The 26,877-nt window shown below is 44.8% G+C and carries 25 protein-coding genes, 1 riboswitch and 1 other annotated feature; of the genes, 4 read left to right on the forward strand and 21 right to left on the reverse strand.

Annotated elements, in window-relative coordinates:
- Nucleotides 1-304 precede the first annotated feature (304 nt).
- The 15 genes from cobU to A8708_RS18690 form a co-directional block, all read right to left on the reverse strand.
- Entirely contained in the window at nt 305-859 is a 555-nt protein-coding gene (gene cobU / locus A8708_RS18620) for a bifunctional adenosylcobinamide kinase/adenosylcobinamide-phosphate guanylyltransferase (RefSeq protein ID WP_068666133.1), read from the reverse strand.
- A gap of 26 nt (nt 860-885) precedes the next feature.
- Entirely contained in the window at nt 886-1,986 is a 1,101-nt protein-coding gene (gene cobT / locus A8708_RS18625) for a nicotinate-nucleotide--dimethylbenzimidazole phosphoribosyltransferase (protein ID WP_068666135.1), read from the reverse strand.
- Between the two features lie 23 nt (nt 1,987-2,009).
- Nucleotides 2,010-2,786, reverse strand: coding sequence for an ABC transporter ATP-binding protein (locus tag A8708_RS18630; protein ID WP_068666137.1), 777 nt, complete (start codon nt 2,784-2,786; stop codon nt 2,010-2,012).
- 5 nt (nt 2,787-2,791) lie between these two features.
- Nucleotides 2,792-3,829 carry a FecCD family ABC transporter permease gene (locus A8708_RS18635; protein WP_068666139.1) on the reverse strand — a complete coding sequence of 346 codons (1,038 nt, stop codon included), beginning with the start codon at nt 3,827-3,829 and terminating at the stop codon, nt 2,792-2,794.
- Nucleotides 3,829-4,839, reverse strand: coding sequence for an ABC transporter substrate-binding protein (locus tag A8708_RS18640; RefSeq protein WP_068666141.1), 1,011 nt, complete (start codon nt 4,837-4,839; stop codon nt 3,829-3,831). The genes A8708_RS18635 and A8708_RS18640 overlap by 1 nt, the downstream gene beginning before the upstream one ends.
- A gap of 237 nt (nt 4,840-5,076) precedes the next feature.
- A riboswitch (cobalamin riboswitch) is annotated at nt 5,077-5,229 on the reverse strand.
- 37 nt (nt 5,230-5,266) lie between these two features.
- Nucleotides 5,267-5,794: a hypothetical protein gene (locus A8708_RS18645; protein ID WP_068666143.1), complete on the reverse strand. Its 528-nt coding sequence runs from the start codon at nt 5,792-5,794 to the stop codon at nt 5,267-5,269.
- Nucleotides 5,795-5,856: 62 nt separating this feature from the next.
- A complete protein-coding gene (locus A8708_RS18650; protein WP_068666145.1) occupies nt 5,857-6,123 on the reverse strand; it encodes an aspartyl-phosphate phosphatase Spo0E family protein in 267 nt (88 codons plus the stop codon).
- Between the two features lie 68 nt (nt 6,124-6,191).
- A complete protein-coding gene (locus tag A8708_RS18655) occupies nt 6,192-7,394 on the reverse strand; it encodes an aminotransferase class I/II-fold pyridoxal phosphate-dependent enzyme (RefSeq protein ID WP_068666147.1) in 1,203 nt (400 codons plus the stop codon).
- A gap of 15 nt (nt 7,395-7,409) precedes the next feature.
- Nucleotides 7,410-7,901, reverse strand: a complete 492-nt coding sequence (locus A8708_RS18660) for an Lrp/AsnC family transcriptional regulator (protein WP_068666149.1) — start codon at nt 7,899-7,901, stop codon at nt 7,410-7,412.
- A gap of 198 nt (nt 7,902-8,099) precedes the next feature.
- Nucleotides 8,100-9,020, reverse strand: coding sequence for a cysteine synthase A (cysK, locus tag A8708_RS18665; RefSeq protein ID WP_068666152.1), 921 nt, complete (start codon nt 9,018-9,020; stop codon nt 8,100-8,102).
- A 62-nt stretch (nt 9,021-9,082) separates the two neighbouring features.
- Complete coding sequence (locus tag A8708_RS18670; protein ID WP_068666154.1) at nt 9,083-10,318, reverse strand: MFS transporter; 1,236 nt, start codon at nt 10,316-10,318, stop codon at nt 9,083-9,085.
- 123 nt (nt 10,319-10,441) lie between these two features.
- Nucleotides 10,442-10,942: a hypothetical protein gene (locus A8708_RS18675; protein ID WP_068666156.1), complete on the reverse strand. Its 501-nt coding sequence runs from the start codon at nt 10,940-10,942 to the stop codon at nt 10,442-10,444.
- Nucleotides 10,943-11,169: 227 nt separating this feature from the next.
- The gene (locus A8708_RS18680; RefSeq protein ID WP_068666158.1) at nt 11,170-11,589 is read right to left on the reverse strand and encodes a DUF350 domain-containing protein; all 420 of its coding nucleotides are present in this window, start codon (nt 11,587-11,589) and stop codon (nt 11,170-11,172) included.
- A gap of 118 nt (nt 11,590-11,707) precedes the next feature.
- Nucleotides 11,708-12,388 (reverse strand): PspA/IM30 family protein, encoded by a 681-nt coding sequence (locus tag A8708_RS18685; RefSeq protein WP_068666160.1) that lies wholly within the window; start codon nt 12,386-12,388, stop codon nt 11,708-11,710.
- 92 nt (nt 12,389-12,480) lie between these two features.
- Nucleotides 12,481-14,841 (reverse strand): endonuclease MutS2, encoded by a 2,361-nt coding sequence (locus A8708_RS18690; protein WP_068666162.1) that lies wholly within the window; start codon nt 14,839-14,841, stop codon nt 12,481-12,483.
- 240 nt (nt 14,842-15,081) lie between these two features.
- Between A8708_RS18690 and A8708_RS18695 the strand changes: the two genes are divergently transcribed.
- A complete protein-coding gene (locus tag A8708_RS18695; RefSeq protein WP_068666164.1) occupies nt 15,082-15,450 on the forward strand; it encodes a phage holin family protein in 369 nt (122 codons plus the stop codon).
- A gap of 175 nt (nt 15,451-15,625) precedes the next feature.
- Nucleotides 15,626-16,051, forward strand: a complete 426-nt coding sequence (locus A8708_RS18700) for a cupredoxin domain-containing protein (protein WP_068666166.1) — start codon at nt 15,626-15,628, stop codon at nt 16,049-16,051.
- Nucleotides 16,052-16,110: 59 nt separating this feature from the next.
- On the opposite strand, the gene A8708_RS18705 is transcribed toward A8708_RS18700, so the two are convergent.
- From A8708_RS18705 to pheS, 6 genes are all read right to left on the reverse strand, one after another.
- Complete coding sequence (locus tag A8708_RS18705; protein WP_068666168.1) at nt 16,111-16,743, reverse strand: transposase; 633 nt, start codon at nt 16,741-16,743, stop codon at nt 16,111-16,113.
- Nucleotides 16,744-16,782: 39 nt separating this feature from the next.
- Nucleotides 16,783-17,043, reverse strand: coding sequence for a hypothetical protein (locus A8708_RS18710; RefSeq protein ID WP_068666170.1), 261 nt, complete (start codon nt 17,041-17,043; stop codon nt 16,783-16,785).
- Between the two features lie 465 nt (nt 17,044-17,508).
- The gene (locus tag A8708_RS18715; protein WP_068666172.1) at nt 17,509-18,063 is read right to left on the reverse strand and encodes a CvpA family protein; all 555 of its coding nucleotides are present in this window, start codon (nt 18,061-18,063) and stop codon (nt 17,509-17,511) included.
- Nucleotides 18,064-18,069: 6 nt separating this feature from the next.
- Entirely contained in the window at nt 18,070-20,538 is a 2,469-nt protein-coding gene (locus A8708_RS18720) for a cell division protein ZapA (protein ID WP_068666174.1), read from the reverse strand.
- Nucleotides 20,539-20,632: 94 nt separating this feature from the next.
- A complete protein-coding gene (pheT, locus tag A8708_RS18725; RefSeq protein ID WP_068666176.1) occupies nt 20,633-23,125 on the reverse strand; it encodes a phenylalanine--tRNA ligase subunit beta in 2,493 nt (830 codons plus the stop codon).
- A 26-nt stretch (nt 23,126-23,151) separates the two neighbouring features.
- Nucleotides 23,152-24,186 carry a phenylalanine--tRNA ligase subunit alpha gene (gene pheS, locus A8708_RS18730; RefSeq protein WP_068666178.1) on the reverse strand — a complete coding sequence of 345 codons (1,035 nt, stop codon included), beginning with the start codon at nt 24,184-24,186 and terminating at the stop codon, nt 23,152-23,154.
- Between the two features lie 70 nt (nt 24,187-24,256).
- Nucleotides 24,257-24,512: a binding site (T-box leader), on the reverse strand.
- Nucleotides 24,513-24,720: 208 nt separating this feature from the next.
- Here pheS and A8708_RS18735 point away from each other — a divergent pair.
- Nucleotides 24,721-25,149 carry a MarR family winged helix-turn-helix transcriptional regulator gene (locus A8708_RS18735; RefSeq protein ID WP_068666180.1) on the forward strand — a complete coding sequence of 143 codons (429 nt, stop codon included), beginning with the start codon at nt 24,721-24,723 and terminating at the stop codon, nt 25,147-25,149.
- 30 nt (nt 25,150-25,179) lie between these two features.
- Nucleotides 25,180-26,826, forward strand: coding sequence for an MDR family MFS transporter (locus A8708_RS18740; RefSeq protein WP_082927624.1), 1,647 nt, complete (start codon nt 25,180-25,182; stop codon nt 26,824-26,826).
- The last annotated feature ends 51 nt before the right edge of the window (nt 26,827-26,877 follow it).

The raw sequence follows: 26,877 nt of genomic DNA on the forward strand, positions 1-26,877 counted from the left end.
ATTATGAAATCATCTTATTTGCTCGTCTGGTAGAGAATTCGAAAGAATAGCGTTATGACACAGCGCTATACCGACCTAAATGGGAGAATTTCACTCATTTTGATCAGAATAGCGTTATTTCGTAGTGCTATTTATTCGTAGAACATGCATATAGAGCAAATAGCGTTATTTCAGAACCTTATTTCAACTTGCATGCGATGCACCTTTTCATTAATCGACATTCACAAATATCGGACTACACTCATCACCAGCATCTTGCACTCCCATCTTCACGAAGCCCAAACCACCCAAACATATCCATTCTTTACATATAAGCTCTGCTTTTCAATTCGATCGGAATACCGACTGTAACCAGGAAAACCTGCTGACACACTTCAGCCACACGCTGATTCATCCGTCCTGCCAAATCTCTGAATTGACGGCCAAGCGGGTATTCTGGCACAATCCCGTCGCCAACTTCATTCGTAACGAAGATAAGTTGTCCACTATAGGAGGACACGGCATTCACAAGCTCGTCAATTCGGTTGGATACGAGTTGCCCTGCATCGCTCTCCTGCTCATAGTAGAGCAGCCAGTTCGTCAGCCATAGTGTTAGGCAGTCGATTAACACCACTGCACCCTCGCTGCTTTCTTCAAGCTGCGTAAGACAGTCTTTCAGCGCATACGGCTCCTCTCGGGTTTCCCAAGGGAAACCCGATTGAACCCTCATCTGCTGGTGCAGCCCAACCCGCTCCCTCATTTCCTCATCGTAGATGTGGGAGGTCGCGATATAAATCCCTCGCTTGCCGCGATGCATCGCCAGCTTCTCTGCGAAGGAGCTCTTGCCGCTGCGCGCCCCGCCCGTTACCAGAACCGCCATCGTGTTCGCCTCCGTCTCTCTGTCTGTTACTCCCTCGAAATGCCTGCGCTTTCGAAGGTCGCCATTTCCTTCATGATCTTGCCTGCGGCATCGATCAAATTGAATACAAGCACAGCACCTGTGCCTTCGCCCAGTCGCATGTCCATTTGCAGCATCGCTGCGAGGCCAACCGACTCGAGCACCTTCTTATGTCCCTGCTCCTGCGATAAGTGCGATGCGAGCATGTAGGACGTGCTTAGCGGAGCTAATCGGCTCGCCACGAGCGCTGCGGTCGACGAGATGAAGCCGTCGACAACAACCGGGCAGCGGTGCTTTGCTGCGCCCAGAATCACCCCAACGAGTCCGGCAATCTCCAATCCGCCGACCTTACTCATCACCTCAAGCGCGTACTCAGCGCTTAAGGTGTCTCCAGCACTTGCACTTGCACTCACTTCCAACCCACGTCCGAGCAACCCATTCACTCTAAGCGCCCTATTCACAACCGACTGCTTATGCAGCCAAGTCGCATCATCAATACCCGTACCACGGCCTACAGCAAGTTCAGCGTCTACTCCTGTCAACGCACACACAATCGCTGCACTCGCCGTCGTATTGCCAATCCCCATTTCACCCGTTGCGAAAAGTCGGTACCCTTTTGCCACCAAATCATCAACAATTTCACTACCTGCTAGAATCGCTTGGGTCGTCTCATCCAGGGTAAGAGCCGCTTCCTTCGCCATGTTGCGCGTGCCTTTTCTAACTTTGCGAGAGACGAGATTAGGATGCTCCAAATCAGCATTAACCCCCATATCCACACAAACCACGTCAGCTCCGGCATGTCTCGCGAGGACATTAACTGCAGCCCCGCCATACAGGAAATTGAGCACCATTTGCGGTGTCACAGCCGCTGGGAAAGCACTGATGCCTTCCTCACACACACCATGGTCGCCAGCCATGACAATGACCGCTTTCTTTTCAAAAGTAGGCATCACTTCACCTGTAATTCCTGCGACTTGGCGTGCAATATCCTCAAGCTTTCCCAAGCTTCCTTGCGGCTTCGTCAATTGGTCCAAATGTTCATTAGCTTGACGAGCAGCCTCCTGATTAGCAGGTTTAATCCTATCCATTAACTGTTGTAGAGCGTTCATTATCTCCATCCTCCGAACCCACTTTATTTCCCAGGTTGTAATAAAATCTGCGGTACTTCACTAACAGGATGCTTCAGCACAATTGGCTCTGTTCCATATACGTCAGCTATTTGTGTACTCGTAATAATTTCTGCCGGTGTTCCAATTGTGACGACTCGTCCTTCATGAACGATCATCAATCTCGTACAATACTGCGCTGCCAGATTCAAATCATGCAAAACCGCAATCACCGTCAATTCCGACTCCTGCTGCCAGGAACGAATGTAATCCATCATCTGTATCTGATACCCAATATCTAGAAAAGTCGTCGGCTCATCGAGCATGAGCAAGCTTGGTTGCTGTGCCATCACTTTGGCTAGTGCAACACGTTGACGCTCCCCGCCGCTTAGACGTTCAATCGTTCGATCTACGAGTCCGTCTAACTCAAGCTTTGTAATAATCGCATCAATCAGCCCCTCTGATTCCGCCGAATCTTCCCCAAGCCAATTCTGGAATGGATAGCGTCCCATCTCCACGACTTCACGCACCGTGAAGCCAACTGGGGGCAAAGCATCTTGCTGAAGAACCGCGAGCCATTTAGCAAGCTCTTTGCGCGTATATGAGGATATCGGGTTTCCGTTTACACACACTTTTCCATGTATCACAGGATCCATGCCTGAAAGTAGTCGAAGCAGGGTAGATTTGCCGCTGCCATTGGGACCAATGATCCCAAAAAACTCCCCCTGCCCAACCTCAAAGCTCATATTGTTCAGTACTTGTTGCTCTCGAAAGCTCTGATAAAGCCCCTCGACTCCAATCATCGTGATCAACCTCTCAACGTTTTCTTATCTTTATGGAGTAGATAGGCAAAGAATGGTGCACCCAGAAAAGCCGTAACCACTCCGAGAGGAATTTCCGTAGGACTCAGAAGAGTTCGAGCCAACGTATCTGCCCATAACACATAAATCCCACCACCGATTGCCGATAGAGGAATAATTAACCGATAATCCGGCCCTACCAACAGCCGTACAAGGTGCGGCACGATCAGTCCAACAAAGCCAATCACCCCGGCCACAGATACAGCAGCCGCAGTGATCAAAGTCGAAGCAATCAGTACGATCAGTTTCGTACGCTCCACATGAACTCCGAGATGCGCAGCTTGACGCTCTCCTAGTACCAGTAGATTTAACGATCTCGCATAGCTTAACAGAATCACGATCCCTATTACGAGATAAGGTAAAATCATATACGTATATGACCATCCGCGCATCGATAGACTACCCATTAGCCAGAAAATAATTTCATTAATCGTTTGATTCGATATCGCGACTAGAAACGATACAATCGCACCTAGAAATGCTTGCATGACAACACCGGACAGTATCAACGTTTCCATTTTCAACTTCCCATCAATCAGCGCCAGCCTTAAGACTAAGAATAGGGAAATTAGGCCAGTTGCGAATGCTACAATAGGGATCGACCATTGCCCGAACCAGGCGAATTGTAACCCGAAATAAATAAGAAATGCTGCACCGACAGAAGCTCCCGAAGATACGCCAAGAGAGTAGGGGTCGGCTAGCGGATTGCGCAAAACGCCTTGAAACCCAGCGCCAGCTATCGAAAGCACGGCTCCCACAAGAATACCCAGTAACAAGCGAGGAATTCTTACTTTATTGATGATCTGTTCCGAAGATTGCGGCCAGTTCACTTCAATGTGACTGCCTATCCAAGGAAGATGCTTCGCCAGTATCCCCACGATATGTGTAATAGGGAGTTGAGCCGACCCAATGGATAAACTCACCACAATAGAAAGAAGAAGGAGTATAACTCCCACTCCTCCCCCTAGCATTAATTTTCTTTTCATTATTTCACCAATTCAGGATAAATCCCTTTCGCTATTTCCAGCAGCCCCTCCGTCAATCTTGGACCTGGGCGACTTACGGAATTCTGGTCGAGACCGACCACACGTTTATTTTTTACCGCATCAATGGCATCCCAGCCTCCGCGTGTACGAATAATATCCTCTAACGGTTTTTTACTTTTAAAATCGACAATACCATTGGCGAATAAGATGACATTCGGATTTTGCTGAATGATCTTCTCTTCACTGATCTCATACCAGCCAGCTTTATCGGCAGCCACGTTAATCCCACCAGATAGGGTTATCAGTTCATCCATGAACACGCCGCTTCCTACAGTCCAACCTGGTGCAAACTCGATGTATACTTTTTTCTTGTTCTCCTGCTTCACATCTTTCACGGCATCAACAACCTTCTGACGATCCGCTTTCATTTTGGCAACGACTTTTTCGGCCTGCTCTTGATGATCCATAATTTGTCCAAATGTTAGAATATTGTTCATTGCATCATCTAATGTTTTGGGATCTACTTTAAATACGTTAATATTCACCTTACGTAGGTTCTCGACAGTAGCAGCATCCATGGAAACACCAGTGAAGACAACATTCGCATTCGTTGCAATGACAGCCTCCGTGTTAGGCTTGGTAATGCTGCCTAGCTTTGGCTTCGATTTGGCGCTTTCTGGATAATCATCAAAATCCGACACTCCGACAATATTGGCTTCGAGTCCAATGGCAAACAGCGTTTCTGTCTCTGATGGAGACACGGATGCGATTCGCTCTGGTGCTTTGTCGAATGTAAACTCTTTACCTGTCGCATCTTTGACTTTCAAAGGATAGGTCGTTTTCTTCGTAGTTGCTGGAGTTACCGATGCTACTGGAGCCTTCGTCCCTGTACCACCTAATTTCGATGGATCTGTCATTTCCGTTTCCTTCTTCGCACATGCCGCTAACGAAATCGCGGTCGCAACCGCTAATGTAAGAATAAGCCCTCTTTTGAAATTGCTCTGTTTCATCACTTAAACCCTCTTTTCACTTAGTATGGATCTACCTCTTGATTTAGCTGCAGAAAATCCAGTTATTCATTCACTTGGCCAGGACGCCATGTGGTTGGCACCGAAGCGTGCGATATCTTCATCAAAATAAAAAATCCCCTTGTTCACTAGGAACGAAGGAGACGATAAATCGCGGTATTGGGCAGCGCACATCATACTCTGCTTCCTGATTTAACGCGATCCTTTTCCTCGAAGGATGTTGTAACAGCACAATAGGCAGGTATCCTGACTCTCCAGACTCTCGCAAGACTGAATTACAGTGGCGGGACCGTGCCGGATTTGAACCGGCTTCCCCTTAACTAATTAAGGTCCCATTGGAACCCTACTAGTACCTATCGTTGCAAATTAAATTATACATTCACGCTATTTGTCGATTAGAGTTGAACCCTTACTTCTGTGCAATAATTTGCATGACTTTCATAGCCTCGTCCATTTTCGGAGCATTCTGAGGAATGAAAGCGAATAATCCTTTACCTTCAAAGCCTTGTTCTTTCATCCATTTATTCCCATTAAGTGGAATGCCATACAAGTGCTTCTCCGCAGCCTTACCTTCTTCTTTGATCTCGATAACCCCATCTGGATAATCCTTAGGATTGATAATGTTATCCAATGAAACAAATCCCGCTTGATTGCTTAAGCCTTTGAACTGTTCTTCTCCCAAGATGAAGATGCCATTCCCACCGGCAGCAAGTTCAACAATCATTTTTTCCAATGAAAAAATAGGTGAGGTATTCAGCTTCACAGTAGGAATTTCGCCTACCTTGGATTTCAAAGATACTTCCAATTTCTCTGCCGCTTCACTCGGAAACCCATTAGGTCCCATCATAAATACCGATACATCTGGCTTCGGTCCACCACAAGCTGTAAGCATCAAAATCATTCCTAGCATAACAACGAATAACCATTTTGCTTTCATGTGTATGTAATTCCCTCCGTCAATACACTCTCTTTATCGATACTCGCCAGAAAAGTCGGTTTTCACCGACTTTTCTTTCCTGCTGTCATATATTCATTTATTTTGTGATCCAGCATCGTACTTAATTCAACAACCGCATCAGATGTCATTTCATGACCTTCCATGACCATCTGTTCCATTTTTCGCCTCAACGAATGAATCTCTTCTTCAAGTAGAGCTAGGGAATTTTGCTTCTTGGCATTTCTGGTCAGCCAACGCTGTCCGAAATCTTGCTCTCGAATTTGAAATTGCTTCTGAAAGTTAGTAAGCTGATATTCCATAAAAGCCATGCTCATCCCTCCTTACTCTTAGAATACCAGTTTTCGTCTCCTATGAACATATGAATTTATTAAGAATATTATAATTTCCTCAGGAAATTACCGATTCTCTCTAAGGCTTCATTTAGTTGGGAAACACTATAAGCGTAAGAGCACCGTAGAAAACCTTCGCCACCTAATCCAAACACATCGCCCGGCACAGCTGCAACCTTAGATTCGTACAATAGACGCTGCGCAAATTCATCAGACGTTAACCCTGTAGCCACAATACTTGGGAACGCGTAGAAAGCGCCTTGCGGCTCATGACACTCAAGCCCGACTTCACGGAAGCCTTTGACAACCAACCTTCTCCGTTGATTATAGGACTCAATCATCCGATCTTTCTCTTCCAGTCCATTCGTCAACGCTTCATGTGCAGCGACTTGCCCCATAACAGGTGCACACATGACCGTATATTGGTGAATCTTCGTCATAGCCGAGATTAACTCTCTGTGACCACAAGCATACCCCATCCGCCAGCCAGTCATCGCGAAAGCCTTAGAGAATCCGCTAACAAGGATCGTCCGATCCTGCATCCCGGGCACTGCTGCGAAGCTCACATGTTTCTGACCATACGTCAGTTCCGCATAGATTTCATCGGAAATAACGATCAGATCATGCTCTTCTACAACTTTAGCAATCGGCAGCCAATCTTCATACGTCATAATACCGCCAGTTGGATTACTAGGATAGCATAGAATTAATATTTTGGATTTGGGCGTAATCGCATCGCGAAGCGCCTTCTCCGTCAGTTTGAACTGGTCCTTTGCAAACGTTTCGATCCCCACTGGCACACCACCACTAATGGCTGTGATTGGCGAGTACGAAATATAACAAGGCTCAGGAATCAGAATCTCATCCCCAGGTGTAATCAGGGAACGCAACGCGAGATCAATAGCTTCACTGCCGCCTACCGTGACGAGTACCTCGTTCGATGGCTCATATTTCACTTTAAAAGAGGTATACAAATAGTTCGCAATCGCTTCGCGAAGCTCAGGAATACCGGAGTTTGGCGTGTATTTCGTTCTGCCGCGCTCCAATGAATGTACAGCAGCTTCACGAACGTGCCAAGGTGTCGAAAAGTCAGGTTCGCCAACACCCAGCGAGATGATGTCCTCTTTACTATTGCTTACGAGATCAAAAAATTTCCGAATCCCCGACGGCTTCATTTCACGCACCGCAGGAGCTAGGTAGTCTTTCATTGATTTTTTGCTAGATTGCATCGTAGTCTCATCCTTGATCATAGCGCTACCTCTCCCTTATGGCGAAACAAGCATTCGGTGATCATCTTCCTGATCTTCAAAAATAATGCCGTCTTGTTTGTATTTTTTCAAAATAAAATTCGTTTTTGTAGAAAGCACACGATCGATTGGCGATAACTTGTTGGAAACGAATGAAGCCACCTGTTTGAGTGAGTTTCCTTCAATCTCCACAAGCAAATCATAGGCGCCAGACATGAGATAAACCGATTTGACTTCCGGATATAAATAGATCCGTTCCGCAATCGCATCAAACCCGCGTCCGCGTTCCGGTGTAATTTGAACTTCAATTAGGGCGGTAACCTTTTCGTCAGCTACTTTACTCCAGTTCACAACTGTCGCATATTTGACGATGACCTTATCCGCTTCCATCTCGCTTATCGCTCGCGCAACTTCGGCCTCCGCCGTTCCTAACATGGTGGCGATCAGATCCGCGCTCCTGCGGGCATCTTCCTTTAGTAAATCGAGAATTTTAAGCTTCAAAGTATCCATGGTTAAACCTACCTTTCTGAGATATGTTTCATTCATCCATTCATCTTACAATGAATTGCTGTCCTAATTCAATTGTTGATCGTGAAAGAATCCAGAATATTTAACTATATTCAAAAATTCCACTTTGACTGGCATAAAAAAAAGCCACTGGATAACCATCCAAAGTAGCTCATACGTCTAAATTCACCTCGTACAAGGTTAAAACAAATCCATACTCAAATAGCGCTCACCTGTGTCTGGTGCAATGCATAACACTCGTTTTCCTGCTCCGAGCTTTCTTGCCACCTGCATTCCGGTCCATACGGAGGCTCCAGCAGAAGGACCAACAAGAATGCCTTCCTTGCTTGCCAAATCCTTCATCGTTTGGATGGCATCCTCATCTGCCACTTGTACAATCTCATCATAGATACTTGTGTTCAGAATGGCTGGTACGAAACCAGGACTTGTTCCTACAAGTTTATGCGGCCCAGGACTTCCACCAGAAAGTACAGGCGAACCCTTAGGCTCTACCACGTAAATTTGGATATTCGGCAAGTGTTCACGGAGTACCTCACCCGTCCCCGTAATCGTACCGCCCGTACCTGAGGTCGCGACAAATGCATCTAACCGCCCCTCCATCTGCTGAATAATTTCAGGAGCTGTCGTCACTCGGTGAATACTTGGGTTCGCCGGGTTTTCAAACTGCTGCGGGATAAAGCTGCCAGGTATTCGATCCCTTATCTCCACAGCCTTCGCAATGGCACCAGGCATCCGCAATGCAGCTGGAGTTAGAACGACTTCGGCGCCGTAGGCTTTCAGAATATTTATGCGTTCCTTACTCATATTATCCGGCATAATCAAAATGGCCTTATATCCCTTGGCCGCCGCGTTCATCGCTAGTCCGATTCCCGTGTTGCCGCTGGTTGGTTCAATAATCGTGGCTCCTGGCTTAAGTTGTCCTGACTTCTCAGCCTGATCGATAAGATTCCATGCCGCCCGGTCCTTCACGCTTCCGCTCGGATTGAAATATTCCAATTTCACATACAGTTCAGCAGCTTCCGGCTCCAACAAGCGATTTACTCGCACCGCGGGGGTATCTCCGATCAGCTCTGTGATGCTATTCACCATTTTTGGCGGCATTGGTGCCCCCTCCTCATCTCATACGCATGTATTCACATTCTCATGCGGAAACCTAGCCTTTGTCAAGACTTAGCTGCAGGCAACTGATTTCTAATGAATACCCATGAGAAGAATGTTGAGCTTCCGATGACGAGTAATAGCACATTGATAACTAGCGGCTCCTTACTCCATGAAATCACACAGATGAATAAAAGTACGCCGCATACGCGCCCTACATTCAACGATAATTCACGCAGAACAATGTACTCTTCCCGTTGTTTGGCACTCTCATCATCCGAGCCAATCAGATCAAACACTGCGGACACCATAGGAATGGAGTACATAGGAAAAAAGAGTGCAGAACCAATCCCGAATATCAGCAAGGTGCTGAATGACATTTCCCAAAAGAATGGCAATATCACAAGAACAACCATCACTGAACCAATAAACATACTCTTTTTACGAAAAGAAGGACGAATGAAGCGCCCTGCTGCCCAGAAGCTAACTAACGCTACGGATGAAGTAATTAGAGCGAAATTACCTAAACTTGCTTCACTTGACGTCGATATGTATACGAGCAATCCAATCATAAATCCAAACACACCTTCACGCACGCCCTGAAAAAGTAAAGCTAGACTTACTCTCTTCCATGGTGTTTGAGGTTGCTTAAGGATTCGTAGAGGCAACAGCCACTCGTAGGTGCCACTCAGTTTCCTCTTCTTCAGAAAAAAACTAATAATAACTCCCAATAGAAATATGCCTAGTGAGATGGAGAAAATAAGGCGGTATCCAGCTCCATCCCCCAAATTAACGATCAGTAGACCAGATATCCAAGGAGCAATAATGCCTGCACCTGCGCCTAATAAGCCAACCCATCCGTTAAAACGATCTCGATTATCTGGATCTGTCACTTCAAAGTAAACGACGTTGAACGCTATCCAGAAAAGACCTACAGAAATCCCTTGGACCATACCTAACCATACAAAATAATGGACGCTGCTAGTTCCCATCCATAGAACCAGCATGTAGAAACACGCAGATATAGATACTCCAATACGCAGGCAATTCATTTTATTGTGCTCTTTCACCCACTTACCAGCCAACCAAAAGGTAATGGCCATTGTTAAATGAGTCGTTAAGGTGAACCAGCCGATTAATGTAAAATCGTTTTTGGCTTTCCACAAGTAAACACCGACGAACGTACCTGACAGTGCGTTGGCTCCGCCGAATAGTACATGCACAACTAACAATAGGATCGCTTGAGCATCTAACTTCCCTTTGCTATTCACATTCGTTTGATTCGTTTGTTTCGTTTGCATACTCCTCCTCCTAACTTAAACCGAGTATAGGCTTTTGTTAACCTTCCCCTTTGGAGTGAAAATATGAGGCACATGTACGCAAAAAACCGAGTCCACGAGGACTCGGTTCTACTACCAACGATCTTATTCCGATTTGATTCGTTCAACCATCAATAAACGGTCTGTATCTGAGAGCACTTTCTCAACCCGGAAACAGGATGGACACACGTAAACATCCGTCGTGAACGGGCCTGTCAAGAACGCGCTCCCCAACGTTTTGGGAATCGTAGGTGTGAAGGAAGCGCCACTTGTCACTTCAGTTCCAGCAAGCAGCAAGAATTCATGACAGCTTGAGCACTCAGGTGCTTCTTCCTGCTCATCTGTTAATTGTTGGACCTTCTCGCCATACTTATCAAGTGGCTCATCAGAATCCTCCCAAGCCAATGATAAGTCCTCATCGGATTCGGCATATTCCTGCTCATTGAAACGAAGCTTCTGCCCTGTCTGCTTAACCTTCAAATCAATGCTACGGTAATCATTCAATTCATTGAAACAATGTGGGCACTCATCCTCTGGCCCAATTTCGGGATCCCAAACAATTTCGGTTTGGCACCACGGACATACGACTTCTTCATTACTGCTCATTGCGAAATCCTCCAGCTAATTGCATCTATGCATATTTCCATACATAATAAACCCCTGCCGCTACAAACACAAGCGCAATAGCAAACAAGGTACCCCACAGGTATTTCATTGTTCAAGCCTCCAAGATTATGCAAAATAAACGACTAACCGTACTTCCAGGACGGTGCGTTTATCAAGAAATATAGCCGATTTATTATGTAAAACAATAAATACTATATTTTATGATACTAAGTTACACATGCTCCAACCACATAGGATAAGGAGACAGACAATGTTAAGGATAAGAAACCTACTGCACGATTATCATTCTTAATTTCCTCATCAATTTTGAAATAAGGCGTCAAGAACTCAAAAATAAAGTAGGCAACCAACAACAGTACGAAGCCAAATCCGGCCCAAATTAGAGAATGCATCATGGTGTCATTGTTTAAGATGGCAAAGCGGAATAAGTTGCAAATCCCAAAGATTTTCCCACCAGTTGCCATAGCGACCGATAGATTTCCTTTTTTAATTTCAGCCCAGTCATCATACTTTGTAACCATTTCGAAGATGGTAAGGAAAACAACAAGCGCGACCACTGCTACAGCAAAAAAAGCAAGCGTTGCTAAATACGGATTACTTAACAAGACATCCACCTCTTCGTTCATATCATCTCCTGCCTTCCTTTACACAAGTAGAGAGACTCTGACGAAATCCCCTATTCCCTATATATGGTAGTAGAGACTGAGTATGACTCAGTCTCTCGCAGGTACAACTATTATAACATTAGGATTGTTTTTTTTCAGCAAGCTTTGCTCTCATTGCTGCCAATTCATCATCGATTCCGCTGCTGCTTGCGCCTAAGCTGTCTAGTTCATCATCCAAGCTGCGGTTTTTAGCGCGAATTTCTCCACTTGCTTGTGCTTCAGCTTCCATTTGCAACACTTTTTCACTCATACGATCGAAGCCTTTAGCAGCATTATCTGTACCAAACCCCGACATAGCTTGGTTGATTTGTTTTTGTGCTTTTGCTGTTTCAGCGCGAGCAATTAACAAATCCTTTTTGTTTTTCATTTTCGTGAACTCGTCTTTCATCTCAGTCAACTGTGCACGAAGTTGATCTGCATTCGTTTTGGCTAGATCATATTGACGTTTCAGTTCATCATAACGACCTTGATGTTCTTTCTTATCTTCCAAGGCGCGGCGTGCTAAATCTTCATTCCCAGCTTCAAGAGCTTTCATCGCCTGCTCTGTACGTTTCGTTACCATCTCTTCGGACTCTTCAACTTGCAGTTTGAACTTCTTCTCGATTGCAATTTGCTTCGCTACTGCTGACTCGGCTTCCAAAATATCTTCTTCCATATCACGTAAAAACTGATTTAACATTTTGACAGGATCTTCTGCCTTATCCAATAAATCATTAATTGAAGCCATTGTCATATCACGAAGTCTTTTGAAAATTCCCATCTAAAATTCCTCCTAAGGTTTCATACTCTTTTATATCTATTTCATACGCATTACCGAAGAATGAGTTTCAAAAAGGATTAAATATTTATCAGTTATTTCAATTCGACAACCGTAACCCCAGCTCCGCCTTCATTGTAATTGCCCATTCGATAACTTTTCACGTGTCTGTGACGACGCAAATATTCTTGCATACCCGTTCTTAGCACACCAGTGCCCTTACCATGAATGAGATACACTTGGCCAAAATTACTCAAGAAGGATTCATCTAAGAACCGATCTGCCTCAATTAAAGCCTCTTCCATGTTCATGCCGCGCATATCCAATTCCATTTTGACATTATCATCGCGAGTTCGCTTCAGCGTCGTAGCCACTTTCTGTGGTTGCTTCGACTGTGGCGCATTACCGGTTTTCTCAAGGTTAGAGATCTGAACTTTCATTTTCATAATCCCCAATTGAACATTGGCTTCGGTTGTTCCTACAAGCTCAACGACGTGTCCTTTTTGCCCTAATGAGATGACCCGGACTTCATCACCCGCTTCAATTCGCTCAGGACGTTTCTTCAAAGCACGTACTTGCTTGTTGCGCAGCTCCGGTGTCGCTTGATCCAGACGACGCTTCGCCTCAACAAGCTTATGGTCCTTGACCCCGCCGGCTTCTTCCAGTGCCATGCGGCGCAGATCCGCGATAACTTCATCGGCTTCGCGGCGTGCTTTGACGACAGCCTCACGTGCATCGCGTTCCGCTTTCTCTAGCAGCTTGTCACGTTGCTCGTCAAACTTGAGTTGCTGAGCTTCAAGCGATTTGCGCATAGCATCAGCTTCTTTACGCAGCTCTTCCGCAGCATAGCGCTCAGATTCTGCGATCAGACGATTCTCCTCAAGGGATGCAATCATTGACTCGACGCGCTGATCTTCCTCTCCGACCTGCGTGCGAGCATGTTCAATAATACGACGCGATAAACCAAGTCGCTCAGCAATAGCAAATGCATTACTACGCCCAGGGACACCGACTAACAAGCGATATGTCGGGCTAAGCGTTTGGATATCAAACTCCATGCTCGCATTAATCGTACCTTGTTTTTGATAAGCATATGCCTTCAATTCGGAATAATGCGTTGTAGCAATGATGCGGCAGCCAATTTGGTGAATATAGTCCAAAATCGAAATCGCCAGTGCTGAACCTTCTGCAGGATCGGTACCTGCGCCTAGCTCATCCAGCAATACTAAGCTTTTCGGTGTCATATCACGTAAAATGCTGATGATATTCGTCATATGACTGGAAAACGTACTTAAGTTTTGCTCAATACTTTGTTCATCACCAATATCCGCATAAATGGCATCGAATACGCAAAGTTGCGTGCCTTCTTCGGCGGGTACAAACAGTCCAGACATCGCCATCAAACTCAGAAGTCCAACGGTTTTAAGAGATACCGTCTTACCTCCGGTATTCGGACCTGTGACGATGATTTGCGAGTAATCGTTTCCCAGTTCTAGATCGAGTGGCACAACCGCATCCGCCGCGATCAACGGATGTCTTCCTCTTTTAATCTTGATAAAACCTCGATCATTCAATCTTGGCATCGTAGCCTTTAATTCTCTAGCTAAACCAGCTTTGGCAAATGTAAAATCCAACTCTGCCAGGAGATCCACATCCAAGACAAGCACTTCCACTTGTTCAGCTACTAGCTCCGTCAATGCCCGCAAAATTTTCTCAATTTCAGCTTCTTCTTTAAATTTGAGTTCGCGAATTTTATTATTTAATTGCACAATTGCATCAGGTTCAATATACAGCGTTGCACCTGAAGCTGACTGGTCATGAATCATACCACCAAAGCTAGAACGATACTCCGATTTCACTGGAATAACGAAACGATCATTCCGAATCGTAATGAGCACATCCTGCAGCATCTTCTGGACAGAAGAATTACGAATCATTTGTTCCAATCTTTCGCGCACTCTACCTTCACCAGTGCGAAGCTCACTTCGAACACGTCCTAGTTCAGGGCTTGCTCCATCAACAACAACTGCATTTTCATCGATGCAGCAGTTAATTTTATCTTCAAGTTGTTTATTTTCTGTCAACAACTCCACTTGTGCCTTTAACATGGGGATCGTATATTCCTCATGGGCAGCTAGAACAAATCGCTTCAATCTGCGCGACCCAAACATCGTAGTTGAAATTTCCAACAACTCTGTTGGATTCAGCATGCCACCAATTCTAGCTCTATGCAGAGGAGCACGAATATCACGGATGCCACCGAAAGGTGCATTGCCTTTTAACCGTTCTACATTAACCGCCTCATCAGTAGCTTGTAAGCGAAGCTTAACAAGTTCGAAATCCCCCTTAGGCTCCAGCTTCTCCGCTGTCTCTTTGCCTAATGAAGTCGAAGCGTGATGAGCTACTTTATGTAAAATCTTCTGATATTCTAATGTTTTTATTATTTTCGGATTCAATGTTCCAACCTCTTTTCTCTATCCTATATTATAAACCAAATAGATCCTGATTAGCTACGGAGACAATCATTATATGGAAGATACTGCCCGCCATAAATATTACAAAGTTGGTTACACTAAGATGTGCATCTAATCCTTTGCCAAAAGGTATTGTATAACATCACAATCAAAGCATTCTGCTCAAAAAATCGCTTCTTGTCAATGGTGACATTCCATGACAGAAAGAAGGAGGTTCACGACATGCATCTTCTTGGACATCTGGTAAGGTTTATTGTTTCAGCTTTGGTTTTAATGTTTGTAAGCTGGTTAGTTCCAGGGTTCTCAGTCGGCGGGTTTTGGAGTGCCTTTTTCTTGGCACTCGTCATTGCAATCGCGGCCTGGATCATTGAAGGAGTCTTCGGCAAACAAATCACTCCTTTTGGCAGAGGTATCGTAGGTTTTATAGTGAGCGCATTAGTCATTTGGGCCGCTCAATTTATTGTGACTGATGTATCTACGAGCATGATAGGTGCCATTTTAGCAGCTTTAGTCATCGGGATCATCGACCTATTCATACCTGTGAAAACCCCTTTCGAACAAGGGCTAACAGGCAGAGAAGATCGTCGATAAACTTATCAGTTTCCATAGCTGATAGCTAAGGCAAAGCCCAAAAAAAAGATCGGCCTGCAGCGTTCTCAATCGCCGGGCCGATCTTTTCTATGTAGATTCACTAGTTTGTCACTGTAATTTGGTAATAGGTCGTGTACAATAATGAGGATATTATTATGTATACGGAGGGGTACCCATGAAAAAACTTACAATTCTTATGATGGGACTAGCAGTACTTATTGCCATCACAGCATGTGGAAACAAAGACTCCAACTCAACAGCAACTTCACAAACTACTACAGCGCCAGCTGCAACGTCTGCAGCTTCACCAGCCGCTACTACGAAAGCTGCAACCGGTGGACAACAAGTTGTACTAAAAGCTACAAATTTTGAGTTTGACAAAACCGAATACCGCATCAAAAAAGGGGAGTCAGTCACAATCACACTGGAGAACTCTCAAGGTATTCACGGTGCATCCATTAAAGAGTTCAACATTAACCTCAACAATGGCAATAAAACCGTTACCTTCACGCCAGATAAAGCTGGGTCATTCCCCATTACATGTTCCATCATGTGCGGATCTGGTCACGCAAGTATGAAAACGACGCTTATCGTTGAATAATATGTAACTTTTTCACAATGAAACCTTTTCACATTTTCTGTGATAAGGTTTTTTTATTTTCAGATGACTTGAAAATACCTTAAAAAATGCGGATACAAAAACACAGATAAGAACGCATGCATCCATTTTCTAAACATATCTTGTTCGGCGTATTTTACATTTCTAGAATTCTTAAAAAGGAACCTCTCTACAACACTTGTGTTCCTCTTAACTCGCACGCTTTTCCCTTCACTCATTTGTCGCTCCATTTTGCCTACTAAAGGCTCTACTACGGGCTCAGGCTCTTCGTTTAGTTTCTCTATCTTATACTTCCCCATACGAGCGTATTGCTTGTGTAAAGCTAATAGAATTTTCTCAAGCATCAACTTAGCAGTCCGATAATTCACACCAAGCGTACTTGCAAACGCTGGAATTGAGTAACTCATCTCATCTTGAATCAATATCCGAATGGCTTTGAACCAGAGTAATAAAGGTAACTTCGATTTATGCATGACCGTACCAGCTGTAATAGATATTTGAGTCCTACACTCCTTACATTCGAGTAAGCTACGTGTCTTCACTTTATAAAAAGAATGATGATCACATCTTGGACAAGAGAACCCATTGGCCCAGCGACTTGACATCAAGAACTGCTCACACTCTTCCTCCGATTGGAATGCATGATCTATTGAACTTATTAGATGCATTTCCATAACAGAACCACCTCACGAATAGAACTCATGTTCCTATTTTTAAATTATATCCAACAATTGTTTCCATGTAAAGAAGAAAATGTTTATTTTGCGAGAGTACTTCCGGAGTTTTATCTTTTCTGAGATAACTACAATATTTGCAGTCCACTTTGTCGAAATGATAATAATGTTACTTAATGTTGGAAACTGAGTTATTCTGTTGAGGAAAACAGGGTAATTTTGAGTTGTAGATACCTCAGAAAAAAGTTTTTGCGGTGTAGTTGCTCCTGTAGGTTCCTCTGGTTGTTTCTCTTCTTGCATCTCCCATACTTCTTACCTCTTACTTCTCTTACTTCGCTTACCTCTTACATCTGCCCCCTTTATCTCTTATCTCTTATCTCTTATCTCTTATCTCTTAACTCTTACTCCTTACTTCTTACTTCTTGCCTCTTATCTCTTGTCTATTGCCTCTTGTTTCTTTCCTCTGCCCCCTTACTTTTCACCTCATACCTTACTTTTTATTTCTTACATTTTGGCTCTTATTTCTTTTCTTTTCACTTTCCACCTATATCCTATCTGTCATACTCTATCCCCTCTTACCTTCGCTCTCTTCTCCTTTCTCCTTTCTCCTTTCTCCTCTCTTTCCACTCCTCTTGTATCACTCTTCATTTGCATTCTCAACCACCGATCTTCACCGATCACATATACGTTTCACCCTTTGCTCTTTTCTCTCTTCTCCTGCAAAACAAATAGAAACTACCGCTTTTTTTCAAAAGGCAGTAGTTTCTATAGGGAGATTCCTTGTTTCCACAGGTCATGGAGTTTTCCTGCAACTTGCGGCAGCTCGTTAATCAAATACGGAGCGATAGATGAGCTTGCTAGCAGCTTCTGGGGGCCATCTGATGGAATGATGGTCATCACGTTTACAGCAATTACGATGATGAGCAGGGCTTCCGCTAAACCCAGCAATGCGCCGCTCCAACGATTAATGGTGCTTAGTCCTGGGGTTTTGGCAAGGACGTTCAACGCTCTGCCAATGATCAATAGTGCAAGTTTCACACCAAAAAACAGGAGAGCAAAGGCAATAGCATTTAGAATATACGTATCTAAATTAAGTCCTTTTACGATGAATTCGTATTTTTGATAATTATGATAGGTGGGCAATGAGATCGCACTCTTGAGGAACGGAGCTAGATCCTTGTAAAAATAAAAGGCAACTAGATAGGCGAGGATCATACCCGAAATTGAAACGATTTGAGAGATAAATCCTCTAAAGTAACCAATCAGCAGTCCTAAAGCAATGACCGACAGTAAGACGTAATCCAGAAGGTTCACTGTCACTTAAGTCTACCCAACTGGACTGTCAGCTTCTACAAGCTCAATCCATTCGTTGTATTCGATTTGAAGCTTAGCGTATTCTTCACGCAATTTACGATATTCCTCTTTGACGGCATGAAGTTCTTCTTGTTGCGCTTCGTCGTTCATACTTAACTGTAATAATTCTTCCTTTTCCTGCTGAGCTTGCGTCCAAATAAGTTCTTTTTCTTCTTCAAACTCTTGTGCGCGTCTTTCTCGTTCTATCTGCATTTGTGCAAGTAATTCTTCAATCTTACCTTGGTAATGCTGAATGATCGCAGCCTTCTGCTCCTCAAGCATTTGTTGGAACGTTGCTTGTTGCTTCTGATAGTGGCCTTCTAGATTGCCTTTTGCCTCTTCAAACCGTTTTGCTTTAGCTTCTTCTTCTTCCTGATATAACAACGCAAGTGAGTCGATATCTTCTTGATGAGCGCTAGCCGCAACTTCTAACTCAGCTTGATGCTTCTGCTTAATCGCATGAATTTCAGCATGGTGTCCACGCACGATGGCTGCTATTTCATTATGATTTTTCGTATTGTTCAATGTTAATTCTTCCCGGTGCTGCCTAGAGAGCGATTCCATTTCGTTGTGATGGTTCTCAGTAAGTGCACTCAACTCTGCTTGGTGCATTTCCGATATTGCGTGCAGCTCATTTTGATGGTTTTCAGAAATTGTACTTAATTCGATATGGTGTTGCTTGGTAAGAGAATCAATCTCTTTCTGATGATTTTCTGTCAAAGATGCAATTTCGAAATGGTGCTCATCTATTTGGCTTGCCAATTCACTTTGCAGTTTATCCGTAATTGCGGTTAACTCCGATTGGTATTCTTCTGAAATGGATTCGATTTCAGTGAGATGGCTATCGGAAATAGCTACTAATTCGGCTTGATGATCTTCTAGCATAAGTGCGATTACTTGCTGCTGCTCTTCCTTCAAGACTGTAATTGCTTCTTGATGTTCTTCTGTTAAGATCGCAATTGCTTGTTGTTCTTCGTTCAAGGCTGCAATTGCTTCTTGATGTTCTTCTTTCAAGGCTGCGATTGCTTCTTGATGTTCTTCTTTCAAAGTCGCGATTGCTTCTTGTTTTTCTTCCTTCAAGATTGCGATTGTTTCTTTCTCTTCTTCCTTCAAGATTGCGAATGCTTCTTGATGTTCTTCATTCAAGAGTGCGATTGCAAATTGATGTTCCTCTGTCAAAAGCGCTATGGCTGCTTCATGCCCCTCTGTCAGCGTTCCAATTGCTGATTGATGCTCTTGTCTCAAAGACGCAAGTTGAGAGTCATGTTCGCGCGCCATGGAAGCTTGTAATTCCTGGTGTTGGAGGGTTATGGATTTGATTTGCGCTTGGTATTGCTTATGGATGACATCGATATCAGATCCACTTTGCTTAGAGAGTAGTGACAATGCTTCTTGGTGCTGCAGTTCTACGTTTTCTTTATCTTGTACATGCAGCTGAATAAGCGATTGTTTCTCTTCCTGCAATTGTTGTTGCAGAGTTTCATTTTCTAAGCGATGCGCCTCTGCGATGGCGGCCAACTCAACTTTATGCTGTTCCGTTAATTTCAGAAGCTGCTGCGATTTATTCAGCTGCGCTTGCTCAAGCTGTTGCTTGCTTTGTTGATGGAGCTTCTTTTCTTGCTCAAGCTGTTGTTTTACTTGTAAGCTTTGGCGCTTCTCTTGATCAAGCTGTTGCTTGATTTGATCTATTTGTTTATGAACTTGCTCTTGTTGTTGTTTCACTTGATCATTCTGTTGTTTGGCTTGGTCTATTTGTTGTTTCGCTTGGTCATTTTGTTGATTAGCTTGTTCTAGTTGCTGTTTCGCTTCGTCTAGCTGCTGTTTCGTTTGGTCTAGTTGTTGTTTGGCTTGGTCTAGTTGTTGTTTGGCTTGGTCTAGTTGTTGCTTCGTTTGATCACTCTGTTGTTTAGCTTGAACTTGCTGCTGCTTCGCTTGTTCAATTTGTTGCCTCGCTTGGTCTAGTTGTTGTTTCCCGAGTTCATACTTTTGTTTCATTTGCAGCATTTGCTGATTGGATTGTTCTTGTTCTTGTCTTACTTTTAGTATTTCTTGCTTATGTTGTTTTTCAAGTTCTGGTATTTGATCCAGTTTCTCGTTAAGCTCGGCAAGTATGGCTTGGTTCTTGTCATCTTCTTGCTTTAGTTCGTGATACCGTGATGTGAGCTTTTCGTAGGCGATTTTCGTCGCTTCCTGCTCTTTCTGGACTTTGCTAAGCTCTTCCAAGATTTCATTCATCCGGAAGCACTCATCCGCCATGTTTACTGCGGCTAAAACAGCGATTCTTTGTGAATCTAGACGGGGGTACCCTTTGGCAATACGAAACATTTGGTCATTCACATATTCAGCGACACGCTTCATATGATTCGTGCTTGTATCTGCTTTGAGCTTATATTGGTGTCCATATATATCAACAGTAATTCTTGTTTTATCTTCTATAGTCAATTTGAAATCCTCCCTTAAGATGAAAGGCTGGCCTTATCGAGAATAATTTCGATAAGACCAGCCTGAATTCCTGCAACCTATAAGGAAAGTTACACTATTTTCTTAACTCTGCCTCAAATTGTTGTTCGAGTGTTGCCACAACTTTGGCGTGGAGTTCAGTTACTTCTTCATCGAGCAAAGTTCTGTCCCCATGACGGTATACAAGCGCGATTGCTACACTCTTCCGATTCGTACCAAGACGCTCTCCTGTATAGATATCAAACACTTGGATTGACTCCAACAATTCACCTGCAACTTCTGAAATCGCTTGTTCCATAAGTCCAACAGGAACGCTTGTATTCACCACTACCGCGATATCACGTCCGATAGACGGATAACGAGGTAATAGCTTGTAAACAATCTCTTCTCCAGCCGTTTCCAAGATTGGCGCTAGTTCAACTTCAAGCACATACGTGTCGTCCAGATCACGCTGTTGTTGGGCAGTTGGATGTAGTTGACCTACATGGCCAATGACTTTGGGACCTTCAGCGGAAGGAAGTACGATCTCTGCTGTACGCCCCGGGTGGAAACCTTCTGGTGCTGCTGATGTGTATGTCAGACCTTTTATCCCAAGGTAACCCACTAAACGATCGAAAATACCTTTGATGTCGTAGAAATCAACAGCCTCTGACTTCTGAGCCCAGTGAGCTTGACGACGTTTGCCAGTCAATACGATGGACAGTAATAGCTTTTCTTGCGGCAAAGCCGTAAGTGTTGATTCGTCTGTAATGAAAGCTTTTCCGATTTCAAAAATGGCGACGTCATCCATTGTACGATTGCGATTATAGCTAACAACATCAAGCAAATGCGGCACTAAGCTGGTGCGCAGCTGACTGCGGTCTTCGCTCATCGGCATTGCAAGTGAAATTGGCTTCGCATTAGGGAATAAACCAGGAATAGCATCAATTTGCGCTTGTGCATTCACTTCAGCACCTGTACCAACGTGTGAACGCGGGTTGGTGAAGGAATACGTAATCACTTCGTTCAATCCGCTTTGCGTCAAGATGTTCCGTGTAATACGGCGGATCGATTGCTCTTTGGAAAGCGACCCTGGCGTTGTCACGCCGGTCATTAAAGTCGTCGGGATGTTATCGTAGCCGAAGAGACGTGCCACTTCTTCGATCAAATCGACATCACGCGTAATGTCTCCGCGGCGGCTCGGCACATGCACGAGCAGCTTGCCTTCGCCAGCTTGCTCGAATGTGAAATGCAAGCGCGAAAGAATTTGCCCCATCTCGGCCAAGGAAAGCGCTGTGCCGAGATAGTTGTTCACGCGGTCAGCCCCAAGCTCGATACTGACCGACTTGTGCGTTCCGCTAGCGGCTTCTACGATGCCGTCAGCGACTAGACCACCTGCGTATTGCGCAATCAGCGCAGCAGCACGGTTCAGCGCCGGAATCACCGATTCCGGGTTCACTTCTTTCTCGAAGCGAAGGCTCGCTTCCGAGCGAAGACCTAACTGGCGCGATGTGCGGCGCACAGAACTGCCAGCGAACTTCGCTGATTCAAGCAGGATCCGCGAAGTTCCCTCCGTTACTTCGGAGTTGGCTCCGCCCATAACTCCGGCAATCGCCACAGGCTTCGTGCCGTCCGTCACGAGAAGCATGTGCGGCTCTAAAATACGTTCCACATCGTCGAGTGTAACGAGCTTCTCAGCAGCTTCAGCGAGTCGTACGTCGATGTGTCCGTTATTCAACTGCTCCGCGTCGAACGCGTGAAGCGGCTGGCCGTACTCCAACATCACGAAGTTCGTGATGTCAACGATGTTGTTGATGGGGCGGATGCCCGCAGCCATCAAGCGGTTCTGGATCCACAGCGGTGAAGTGCCTACGCGCACGCCTTCGATCAGGCGAGCCGCGTAGTGCGTGCACTGTTCCGCCGCTGTGATCTTCACGCTGATGCGGTCAGCAGCTTTCACGCCTGCATTGCCTGCCGCTTGAAGTGCCGCTTCCGCATCAGGCAGCTTCACTTCGCGGCCAAGGATCGCCGCGATTTCGTAAGCCGCTCCGAGCATGCTCAAGCAATCGGAACGATTCGGCGTCAAGTCAAGATCCATGACTTTGTCGCTAATCGCTAATACATCTAGAATAGATTGGCCAATTTCCGTATCCTCAGGCAATACCAGAATACCTTCTTGAATTTCTTTTGGCAGCAATTTGTCGTTAAGCCCTAGCTCTTTCGCGGAACAAATCATGCCTTGTGATTCCACGCCGCGCAGCTTCGCACGTTTAATTTCCAGTCCACCCGGAAGGACTGCACCGATCATAGCGACAGGAACCTTTTGTCCAGCATCAATATTTTTGGCACCGCACACGATTTGCAAGTCTTCCCCTTGCCCTGCATCGATCACACAAACGCTTAGTTTGTCGGCATCAGGGTGCTTTTCACGGGATTTTACAAACCCAACTACAACGTTAGATACACCTTTATTCCGATCCTCCACGATATCCACTTCGATACCGCTGCGGGTTAATTTTTCTGCTAATTCTTCGGCTGTGAAGCCTGTAACGTCAACATATTCCGATAACCATTGATAAGAAACTTTCATGCTTGTTACCCTCCTTTTCCTACTGTTTATACATGTAAAAATTGCTTTAAGAAACGCAAATCATTCGTATAGAAATGGCGAATATCTTCGATGCCGTATTTCAACATAGCGATACGTTCAACACCCATACCGAAAGCGAATCCCGTGTATTCCTTCGGATCATAGCCACCCATTTCAAGCACTCGCGGATGTACCATCCCTGCTCCAAGAATCTCTAACCAGCCTGTTTGCTTACATGTACGGCAACCTTCACCGCCACACATAGCACAGCTCACATCAACTTCAACGCTCGGCTCTGTGAACGGGAAGAAACTAGGACGCATCCGGATTTTGGTCGCCGGGCCATACATTTCTTGTACGAATTGAAGCAATGTTCCTTTGAGATCACTCATCCGCACGTTGCGGTCAATGACCAGACCTTCAATTTGTTGGAACATGTGAGAGTGAGTCGCATCGTCGTCATCGCGGCGGTATACTTTGCCTGGGCAGATGATTTTGATCGGAACTTCACCTTTGCGCTTCTCCATTGTTCTTACTTGAACAGGGGATGTTTGCGTGCGCATCAAGATTTCTTCCGTGACATAGAACGAATCTTGCATATCACGAGCCGGGTGATCTTTCGGCAAATTCAACGCTTCGAAGTTGTAATAATCTTGTTCGACTTCTGGTCCTTCAGCTACGGTGTAGCCCATACCAATGAAAATGTCTTCAATTTCTTGAATGACTTTGCTCAAAGGGTGCACAGCACCTTGCTGTGAAGGACGTCCTGGCAAAGTAACGTCGATCATTTCAGCGCGAAGTCTGTTTTCTGTCTCTTGCTTCGTGTATGCGGCTTGTTTCTCTTCAATAACAGACTCAATTGCTGCGCGAACATCATTCGCTACTTGGCCGATAACTGGTCTCTCTTCTGCACTTAATGCGCCCATGCCGCGAAGAACTTCCGTTAATGGTCCTTTTTTGCCCAAATATTTAACTCTTAAATCGTTCAGCTCCTGCTGACTTCCAACGCCGCTAAGCTCCTGCAGCGCTTCTTGCTTCAAAGCCTCTAACCGCTCTTTCATTGAAATCCCTCCTGAATTAGGCCTCTGAATCGCCCTTTATGCAAACACAAAAAAGACTTCCCGCTCCCTCGCAAGGGACGAAAAGCCGTGGTACCACCCTAATTAGATTCGTCTATGTCCAGATGACAAAGAAACGAATCTCACTTCATTCCAGATAACGGACGATGTGTCCGGTTCCCTCTAATGAGAAGCTTGGGTAAGCTTTCTGTTCAAAGGACTGCTCGGGAGCGAACTTCCACAGCCTGATTCTCGGGGCCAGCTCTCAATCATTGGCTTTCCCTCCCTGTCAAGAAGCACTGCGTACTCTTCTCCGTCAAAGCATTTCCACGTATATGTACCAACAATTATATGCAAGATACAAAGGATATGCAAGTACATCACACCTTGGTTTTCTGAAATTTTCAGAAACTCCCTATTGACTTCATGCGTTAAGAGGTCTATATTTTACTTAAATAGTTTAACTATTATCTATTTTAATTATTATATCATTTAATTATTAGACAATTCTAATAATTTTCGTTAGGAGGTTATCGCATGGAAGATGAATTGACCGATTACACCAATCGCTTCCGCACATCATTCGAGCTGACGCACCGTAAGATTTCGCAAAGTGTCCTCAGTGAACTCAATTCCGAATTAACAGCACCACAATTATTTATGTTAGCGATGATCGCCAAGGAGAATAGTCCGAAGCAATCCCAACTTGCTGATAAATTAGGCGTTAAGCCAAGTGCAATCACTGTTATGATTGATCGACTTGTCCAAAGTGGGCATGTGATACGTAAGCATCACGAGACAGATCGTCGCATTGTACTCGTCGAGAACACGGCAGAAGGGGCAGCAGTGCTGGCTAAAGCTCATGAAGTGCAAAAGAACGTAATCACACGTGGTTTATCTCAGCTCCCTCCGGATGAGCTTCATATTTTCGTAAATGCATTTGAGAAATTCACTTCATTTTATTAATTTTCCTCACATCAAAGGAGTGGTCACACCATGGAAAACATTCAAAAAGCAGCGCCTAAGGAAATCTCCGAAGGAGCTGCACCAGAACTGAAGAATCGAGGTCTCCTACTCACCGGCTTGATCATCGCCATGCTTTTCGGAGCGTTGGATGGCACGATCGTAGGAACTGCTATGCCGCGCATCGTCGGAGAATTCGGCGGACTCGGGCTGATGACATGGTTAACGACAGCTTACATGCTGACTTCCACAGTTATCGTACCCATCGCTGGTAAACTGGCCGATTTAATGGGTCGCCGAGTCATTTACGTAACAGGTCTCATTATCTTCATCGTTGCTTCAGCGCTTTGCGGAATGTCTCAGAACATGACTGAACTTATCTTATTCCGCGGCTTGCAAGGTCTTGGTGGTGGTATCATGATGCCAATGGCCATGATTATTATCGGGGATTTATTCACAGGTAAGCAGCGTGCCAAATGGCAAGGCGTTTTCGGAGCGATTTTTGGTTTATCCTCTGTTATCGGACCGCAAGTCGGCGGTTGGATCGTAGATGCTTGGGACTGGCGCTGGGTATTCTATATCAACCTGCCTGTTGGTGTCCTAGCTGTTATTCTCATCTCTATTGCCTTGCCGAAGCATAAATCAGTAGGGAAAGTTAAGTTTGATGTCCCAGGCATCGTCACGATGATTGTCGGTGTAGTTAGTTTACTTCTTGCTCTCACGTTTGGCGGTAGTGAGTACGCATGGGGTTCTTGGCAGATTATTGGCTTGTTCTTACTAGCTGTAGTGTCGTTAGTTAGCTTCGTATTTATTGAGAGCAAAGCTGATGAGCCCATCCTTCCAGTTCGTTTGTTCAAAAATAGAACTTTCTCCACCATTAACGGCGTAGGTTTCTTGATGGCGGTTGGTATGTTCGGTGCAATTATGTTCGTTCCTCTCTTCATGCAAGGAATTGTCGGTATAAGTGCATCCGCTTCTGGAACCGTCATGACACCGCTCATGATTACAATGATTGCTGCCAGTGTTGTTTCAGGCCAATTGATTGATAAGATTGGTGTTCGCAGACAAATGCTTATCGGTATGATTGTCATGGCTGTTGGCTTTGTTTTCCTTAGCACAATGGGTATTTCAACGACAAAGTTGATAGCTTCTAGCTACATGGTTCTACTTGGTTTAGGAATGGGTCTTGTTATGCCGATCCTGACGCTCGCTTTGCAAGAAAGCTTTCCAAAATCAGAGCTTGGTGTTGTAACGTCATCCAGCCAATTCTTCCGTCAAATCGGTGGAACCTTCGGAATGACGATTCTCGGCGCTATTATGAATCATAAATCAACGATTTTGCTTGAACAAAATTTAGAGCCAGTAGTGAAACAGTTCCCCGCGGAAGTAGGCAGTCCGATAATTGACATGATTCATAAGAATCCGCAAACTCTCTATTCCTCCCTCTTAAGTCCAGAGGCATTGGCTAAATTGCCAAAAGAATTAGTGGAGAGATTGCCAATCATTAAAGATGCCCTTGTTTCCTCTCTTCATCAAGTGTTTATCTATGGTCTGGTATTCGTACTACTCGGCGCGATCCTTACGTTATTCGTTGGAAACATCAAGCTTTCCGACCGGAAATCGAAGAAAAAAGAAGATGGTGAAGACGAGAACCAAGTTTCCCCTAATCTTGCTCACTAAAGAAAAAGCTCCCTTCCTCAGAATGAGGTTGGGAGCTGTTCATCTTTATAA

The organism is Paenibacillus oryzisoli (assembly GCF_001653565.1).
GTDB lineage: Bacteria > Bacillota > Bacilli > Paenibacillales > NBRC-103111 > Paenibacillus_E > Paenibacillus_E oryzisoli.